Origin of the sequence: Collinsella aerofaciens (assembly GCF_039758965.1) — a bacterium.
Classification (GTDB): domain Bacteria; phylum Actinomycetota; class Coriobacteriia; order Coriobacteriales; family Coriobacteriaceae; genus Collinsella; species Collinsella aerofaciens_BR.
The window spans coordinates 1-6,533 of the sequence record NZ_JBDMSL010000040.1 but is presented as its reverse complement, the minus strand read 5'-3'; the positions used below and the strand labels follow the sequence as shown (position 1 = coordinate 6,533).

Below are 6,533 nucleotides of genomic sequence, written 5' to 3'. Positions count from 1 at the left end.
TTGTCGCAGCCCCGACCCGCGGTCACGAGCGGGGGCTCCTATCTTTTTAGTGCCCTCGGATTGGGTCATAGTGTCTGTCGGAAATGATCCGTTGGGGACGGAGGAAAACGGATCATTTTTATCCTGGTGCATTGGTGCAGGGGGCAGGTTTCCTTTGCACTAGTTTCTGTCGAGTCGGTGCTCCTTGCGGGTTGCCCGTATAATGGTCTGCGTATGAACCGCAACCAAGGAGTTCCAGTTTATGGACCAGAGTCTTTTTAAATTCGACCTGATCGCCGAGGATCCGACCACGCACGCGCGCGCCGGCGTGCTGCATACCCCGCACGGCGACATCGAGACGCCGATCTTTATGCCCGTGGGCACCAAGGCAAACGTCAAGGGCATTCCTACCGAGACCGTCAAGCAGCTCGGCGCCCAGATCGTGCTTGCCAATACCTATCACCTGTCCATGCGCCCCGGCGAGGACACCATCGCCGAGCTGGGCGGACTGCATAAGTTTATGAACTGGCACGGCCCCATCCTCACCGACTCGGGCGGCTTCCAGGTCTTTAGCCATAACGACGCCGTCAAGCTCACCGACGAGGGCGTGCGCTTTATCGTCAATGACTACGACGGCCGTCACGTGTTCTGGACGCCCGAGGACAACATGGAAATCGCCATGAAGCTCGGCTCCGACATCTGCATGCAGCTCGACCAATGCCCCGGCTATCCTGCCACACGCGCCTACGTCGAGCGCGCGGTGGAGCTGTCGAGCATGTGGGCCGAGCGCTGCTACAAGGCTCATACCCGCGATGACCAGGCACTCTTTGGTATCGTTCAGGGCGGCATGCATCTGGACCTGCGTCTGCGCTCGCTGCGCCATCTGGAGGAGTGCGGCGACTTCCCGGGCTACGGCATTGGTGGCTACTCGGTGGGCGAGGACCACGAGACCATGTTCGAGACCCTGGCACCGCTTGTGAGCGAGTACATGCCCAAGCACAAGCCGCGCTACCTGATGGGCGTCGGCAACCCGACGACGCTCGTGCGCGGCGTGGGCGTGGGCATCGACATGTTCGACTGCGTGCTGCCGACGCGCACCGGCCGCATGGGCACGGCATTCTCCAGCGAGGGTCGCCTCAACTTCCGCAACGCGCGCTTTGCGCACGACGACGGTCCCATCGATCCCACCTGCACCTGCCCGGTGTGCACGGGCGGTTACAGCCGTGCGCTCATCCGTCACATGGTCACGCAGAAGGAGATGCTCGGCGGCATTCTGCTTTCGATGCACAATATCTACTACCTGCTCAACCTTATGCAGCGTGCCCGCCAGGCCATTATCGAGGGCCGCTACGGTGCGTTCGTGAGCGACTGGATGAACAGCCCCGCGGCGGTGGATTACTAAGAGCCGCGGGCGCGCTTGCGGGGCGTGAGTAACGGCAAAGGCCAAGCGGCGATCGGTCGTCGCGTTCGCTAGCACTATCTGCACGACCGCTGACCGATAGCTTGCAAGCACTTTATGCATCGTGGGTACCATACCGAATAGATGATGTTCGGGCGGGTGTTTGGCGCATGGCGTCGACCCCGCCCGTTTCTATCTTCGATAGGAGTACCCATGATTAAGAATGAGAACGTCGAGGGCGAGCCTGCCTACGACGAGACGTACCGCCGCGGTCCCGTGGTCATGCGCGGCCCCATGATTCCTAAGGACAACACCTACGCCAACCTGCTGGCGCCCGAGGAGTCGACCGACTGGTTGCATGCCGATCCGTGGCGCGTCCTTCGTATTCAGGCAGAATTCGTCGATGGTTTTGGCGCGCTGGCCGAGCTCGGGCCTGCGGTGACCATCTTCGGTAGCGCCCGCACGCCCAAGACCGATCCGCTCTACAAGGCGGCGCGCACGGTCGGTCGCAAGATTGCCCAACGCGGCGTGGCGGTTATCACCGGTGGCGGCCCCGGCATCATGGAGGCGGCCAACAGGGGAGCGGCGAGCGCCAACGGCAAGTCGGTCGGCCTGGGTATCGAGCTTCCGCACGAGCAGGGGCTCAATAAATACGTGAACCTCGGCATGGACTTCCGTTACTTCTTTGTGCGCAAGACCATGTTCGTCAAATACAGCTCGGGCGCCATCGTGTTTCCCGGCGGGTTTGGCACGCTCGACGAGATGTTCGAGGTGCTCACGCTGGTGCAGACGCATAAGGTCAAGCGCATGCCGCTTGTACTGGTAGGCAGCGAGTACTGGCAGGGCCTATTCGACTGGCTTAACGGCCCGGTGATGGACGCCGGTATGATTAGCCCGCTCGATCCCGAGCTCGTACACATCACCGACGACATCAATGAGGCCGTCGACATCGCCCTGAGCGGGCTGATGTAGATTAATCGTGCCACGCGACATGAATACGCATGGCAATCTGATGTTATTTAACATCAGATTGCCATTTATATTGGGTATACTTGTGTAAAAGACGAGGGCGAGGAGGTCGCAAATGTCTACAGCAACAGTTAAGCCTACGACGGTTCGAATCGAAGAGGGGCTCAAGGAGCAGGCGACTGAGTTCTTGGATTCGGTCGGCCTCAGCCTCAATTCCTATCTCAATCTTGCCGTTCGGCAGCTGGTAAATCAGCGAAAGATTCCTTTTGAGATTGTAGGAAGGGCGGAGGTGCCCAACGAGGCGACGAGACGCGCCATGGTGATTGCCGAGGCTCATGAGTTGGGGATTTTGCCGGACGATAGCCTGTCATTCAATAACGCTGATGAGCTTATGTCATTCCTCGATGAGGAATAGCGATGTTCGAGATTAAAGTCGAGGCTCAATTTAAGGTGGACTACAAACGAACGATGCGCATGCATCCGCAGCTAAAAAGTGAGTTTAAAGCGGCGGTTGCAGAGCTTGTGGCCCATGGGTCACTTCCGGCGGAGTATGGCGCCCACGAGCTCTCAAACCCGGGCGGAAACTACAACGGCCACATCGATTTCCACCTATCCGATGGCTTGGTCGATGTGGTCGTTCTTTATCTTCCCCATAAGACTAACCCAGTGATTAGGCTGGTGAGAATGGGCACTCATCAGGAGCTGTTTCAGGGTCCGCTGGGCTGATCGCCGATTTCCAAGTTGCGGTGGAATAGGGATTGATTTGCGGCTGATAAGCCAAAAACAGTCCCTATTCCACCGCAACTGATGTGGGCGTCCCTAGTGAGTTGGCTGGTAGCGGGGGCAGTAGCTGATGGCGATGGCATCGACGCCTACATGGGTGGCGATGGTGCAGCCGATGGGGCCGGTGCCGGCGTCTACATAGTCTTGGCCTGCGAGTGCTTGGCTGACGAGCTCCTGCTCCTCGGCGGCGCCGGTCGTGAGCACGCGCACGCTGGAGCCCGGATGCTCGGCCAAAAACGCGAGGCAGTCTGCCATGGTGTTGGCGACGATGCGCTTGGCGCCGCGGCCCTTTTTGATGGCCTTGATCTCGCCCGATTTCCACTCCGGCGAAACGGCCAGGCGAATGTTGAGCATCTGCGTGAGCTGGCCGGCGAGCTTGGGCGCGCGGCCGTTCTTAACGAGGTTCTCGAGCGTGCGGGGAATCAGCAACAGGTGGGCGTCGGGCAGCGTCGCGCGGATCTGCGCCTCGGTCTCGTCCAGGCTGCGGCCGTCCTCGCGCATGGCCAGCGCGTACTCCACCAGCAGGCCCTCGGCACCCGAGCCGGTGCGCGAGTCGATGCAGCGCACGTCGAGTTCGTGCGTTTCGGCCGTCAGGCTGGCGTTGGCATAGCAGGCGGACCACTCGCTGCACAGTGAGATAAAGATGGCGCTATCATGGCCGTCGGCGAGCACGCGGTCAAAGAGTGCCTTGAACTCGCCGGCGCTCGGCTGCGAGGTGTGCGGCAGTTGCTCGGAGCCGGCCATGCGCGCGACGTACTCCTGGGCGGTAATCTGTACCTGGTCGAGCAGGTCCTCGCCCTCGATAATCACATGCAGTGGAATCACGTAAATGCCGAGCTCTTGAGCGCGGGCGGGGGAGATGTCCGACGTGGAGTCGGTTATGATGGCAAAAGACATAATTGCACCTTTCGTTGGGGCGCTTTCGCGCCGCCTTCTGAGAGCAAAGTGCGACAAGTATAGTGGAGTTGCTCTACATTGCTAGGTTCAATTGTTGAATAGTCAACAGTTTGAAGTGTCGGTGTGGAAATCATCAACTGGGGAAGAGGAGTGCCGATGGCGGCATTACAGCTATGCGAGCGGCCGGTTGTGCTGTTCGATTTTGACGGCACGGTGGCCGATACGGGCCGGGCGGTGATGACCTCGACGCGCAAGACGTTGGCCGCGCGCGGGTTTTCGGAGGCGCAGATGGGTGACCTGCGCCGCATGATCGGGCCGCCCCTGTGGAAGAGCTTTCACGACTTTTATGGCTTCTCGCGCGAGGAGTCGCTTGTGGTGGCCGACGAGTACCGTGCCTTTTTTGATGAACTGGGACCGGAGGAGTATCCCGTGTTTGACGGGATCCCCGAGCTGCTGGATGGGTTGGTCGCCCAAGGCAAGCGTATGGCCGTGGCGACGTCACGCATGGAGGCAAAGTGTATCGACATGGTGGGAGAGCTGGGACTTTCTCAGTTTGAGGCGGTGGTTGGCATGAATCCGCCGCAGGGGCGCGAGACCAAGGCCGATTCGGTCCGCGATGCCCTGGCAGAGCTCGGTGCGACGGCGGGCGATGCCGTGATGATCGGCGATCGCTTTAACGACGTCGAGGGCGCGCACGCGATGAGCGTGCCGTGCATTGGTATCTATTCGGGCGCGGCGGCGTCGGGCGAGCACGAGGCGGCGGGTGCCGATGCAGTGGTGCACTCGGTGGCCGAGCTTGCTAAACTTTTCGCTATCTAATAGACGCAATGTGAGGGGCGGGCGTACCCGTCGCTCATTGGTAAGGAGGTCGTCCATGAATCAGGTGGAGCAGAGCGTTACCGAGTATGTCGACGAGGTCTGGGAGGACGTCGTCGCCGATATCGAGCAGCTGGTGAGTTATCCGTCCGTAGCCGTTGCTGCCGATGCGGAGCCTAGCGCGCCGTTTGGCCGCCCGGTTCGTGATGCGCTCGATTGCGCGCTCGGCATTGCGCAAAAGCTCGGCTACCAGACGAGCGACGACGAGGGCTATGTGGGCATTGCCGATATCCCGGGTCGCGGCGACAAGCAGCTCGCGACCATCTGCCACGTGGACGTGGTGCCCGCCGGCCCCGGCTGGAACACCGATCCGTTTGCGATGGAGCGTCGCGAGGGCTGGCTGCTCGGCCGTGGCGTGATTGATGACAAGGGTCCGGCGGTGTTGTCGCTTTACGCCGGTGCCTACCTGCTCAAGCACGGCATTGTGCCGCGCTATACCTTCCGCGCGCTGCTGGGCTGCGATGAGGAAGTGGGCATGTCCGACGTTCACCATTATCTGGAGAACCACGCAGACCCCGACTTTTTGTTTACGCCCGATGCCGAGTTCCCGGTTTGCAATGCCGAGAAGGGCCAGTTTGGAGCGACGTTCGTGAGTCCCAAGATCGACGGTGGGCGCATTGTGTCCTGGAGCGGTGCCGAGGCGAGCAACGCCATTCCGTCGCAGTCCATCTGCGAGCTCGCGATTGCCGCCGATGAGCTGCCGGCGCCCGTTGAGAACGCCGACCGCCTGGAGATCACGGCGCTCGACAATGGCCATGCGCAGATTTTTGCCCACGGCATTGGCGGTCATGCCTCGATGCCAGAGGGAACGATCAATGCCGTCGGCCTGATCGTGGCGTATCTGCGCGAGGCCGAGGACGCGTTTGGTGCACGCGACGAGCGTCTGCTGACGCCTGCCGAGCACGAGTTCGTCAAGTTCCTGGCCTTTGTGCATGCGGATGCCTATGGCCGCGGCCTGGGTATCGATGCGACGAGTCCGGCGTTTGGCCCGCTTACCTGCAACGCTGGCGTCATCCGCGTGGCGGATGGCCATATTGAGCAGGTCATCGACGTGCGCTTCCCCGACAGCTCGAGTGCCGATACCATTTGCGAGCAGCTCGACCCGCTCGTGGGCCGTTTTGGCGTGACGTGCCAGCTGGGTCGCGCGAAGGTGCCGTTCTCGGTGTCTGCCGACGATCCGGCCGTGAAGGCGCTTATCGATACCTATAACGAGTTCACCGGCAAGCATGCCGAACCCTTTGCCATGGGCGGCGGCACGTACGCGCGCAACTTTGCCCGCGCCGTCTCGTTTGGCCCCGAAGAGACCGGCCTAGAGCTGCCCGCGTGGGGCGGCCAGATGCACGGCCCCAACGAGTGCGCCAACGAGGAACAGCTCAAGCAGGCGCTCAAGATCTATATTGTTGCGATCCTCCGTCTCAACGAGCTGGAGCTGTAGGGCTTCCCCTATATCCTGCTTGGATACAAACTTGCATTACGAGCCCGGTGCTTTTGCCCGGGCTTTTTCTGTTGCGGTGGGGTAGTCATTGGGGACGTTCTTAAATGACTAGTCAAACAAGAACGTCCATTACAGTCGAAATTGTCAGCCTGGGACCATCTCGGGCTACGATTGAGGCGCGCCCAGAACGGGCCG

Annotated in this window: 7 protein-coding genes; 6 read left to right on the top strand and 1 reads right to left on the bottom strand. The window is 60.9% G+C overall.

Annotated features, from left to right (window positions below; all coding sequences use genetic code 11):
• The first annotated feature begins 241 nt into the window (after nt 1-241).
• The 4 genes from tgt (at nt 242) to ABHU32_RS09795 (ending at nt 3,073) form a co-directional block, all read left to right on the top strand.
• Nucleotides 242-1,381: a tRNA guanosine(34) transglycosylase Tgt gene (tgt, locus tag ABHU32_RS09810; RefSeq protein ID WP_055285790.1), complete on the top strand. Its 1,140-nt coding sequence runs from the start codon at nt 242-244 to the stop codon at nt 1,379-1,381.
• A gap of 210 nt (nt 1,382-1,591) precedes the next feature.
• Nucleotides 1,592-2,350 (top strand): LOG family protein, encoded by a 759-nt coding sequence (locus tag ABHU32_RS09805; RefSeq protein ID WP_346979798.1) that lies wholly within the window; start codon nt 1,592-1,594, stop codon nt 2,348-2,350.
• Nucleotides 2,351-2,462: 112 nt separating this feature from the next.
• Nucleotides 2,463-2,762: a type II toxin-antitoxin system RelB/DinJ family antitoxin gene (locus ABHU32_RS09800; protein WP_152067857.1), complete on the top strand. Its 300-nt coding sequence runs from the start codon at nt 2,463-2,465 to the stop codon at nt 2,760-2,762.
• A gap of 2 nt (nt 2,763-2,764) precedes the next feature.
• Nucleotides 2,765-3,073: a type II toxin-antitoxin system RelE/ParE family toxin gene (locus ABHU32_RS09795; RefSeq protein ID WP_055250871.1), complete on the top strand. Its 309-nt coding sequence runs from the start codon at nt 2,765-2,767 to the stop codon at nt 3,071-3,073.
• A gap of 93 nt (nt 3,074-3,166) precedes the next feature.
• On the opposite strand, the gene ABHU32_RS09790 is transcribed toward ABHU32_RS09795, so the two are convergent.
• Complete coding sequence (locus ABHU32_RS09790) at nt 3,167-4,027, bottom strand: DegV family protein (protein WP_346979797.1); 861 nt, start codon at nt 4,025-4,027, stop codon at nt 3,167-3,169.
• Nucleotides 4,028-4,183: 156 nt separating this feature from the next.
• Between ABHU32_RS09790 and ABHU32_RS09785 the strand changes: the two genes are divergently transcribed.
• Both ABHU32_RS09785 and ABHU32_RS09780 read left to right on the top strand, forming a co-directional pair.
• Nucleotides 4,184-4,846, top strand: a complete 663-nt coding sequence (locus tag ABHU32_RS09785) for an HAD hydrolase-like protein (RefSeq protein ID WP_346979796.1) — start codon at nt 4,184-4,186, stop codon at nt 4,844-4,846.
• Between the two features lie 55 nt (nt 4,847-4,901).
• Entirely contained in the window at nt 4,902-6,338 is a 1,437-nt protein-coding gene (locus ABHU32_RS09780) for a M20 family metallopeptidase (protein WP_346979795.1), read from the top strand.
• Nucleotides 6,339-6,533: the final 195 nt, after the last annotated feature.